Annotated in this window: 2 protein-coding genes; both read left to right on the plus strand. The window is 36.8% G+C overall.

The window, feature by feature from the left end; genetic code table 11:
• On the plus strand, positions 1-304 hold a 304-nt coding region (locus BAZ21_RS27520), incomplete at its 5' end, for a hypothetical protein (RefSeq protein WP_068505952.1).
• Between the two features lie 12 nt (positions 305-316).
• A partial coding sequence (locus BAZ21_RS27525) for a hypothetical protein (protein WP_256022888.1) occupies positions 317-532 on the plus strand: 216 nt, incomplete at its 3' end.

Below are 532 nucleotides of genomic sequence, written 5' to 3' on the forward strand. Positions count from 1 at the left end.
ACGCATGGGCGATTGGTTTGAAGCAGAGTTTAAGGCTAAGGCAAATGCTGCAAGCCGAAGAACTAGATTAATCAGAAGCCACGGTCATACCTATACTTATGCCAGATATCAAAATACTGGGCAATTGTCAAGTAACTTAAAGCAAGTTAAAAAAGGCGATAAAATAGTAGTTAATGCAGGGACTAGAGCTAATTATACTAGTGGCTATCATGGCATGTACTTCTTAGTTGAAAAAAAGGGTATGCAAGACGTTAAAACAACATTGAAAAAAGGTGCTAATTATGCTAATTCAATGAAATTATAGAAAAGAGAAAAAATGAAATTAGATTATAATTCACGTGAGATTTTCTTTGGTAATGAAGCTCTAATCGTAGCTGATATGGCCAAGGGAAGTAACGGAAAACCAGAGTTCACTAACCATAAAATTGTAACTGGTTTAGTATCAGTTGGCGAAATGGAAGACCAAGCGGAAACTAATAGCTATCCAGCTGATGACGTACCAGACCATGGAGTTAAAAAAGGCGCTACCTTA

This window comes from Paenibacillus kribbensis (assembly GCF_001705305.1).
In the GTDB taxonomy this organism is placed as follows: Bacteria; Bacillota; Bacilli; order Paenibacillales; family Paenibacillaceae; genus Paenibacillus; species Paenibacillus kribbensis_B.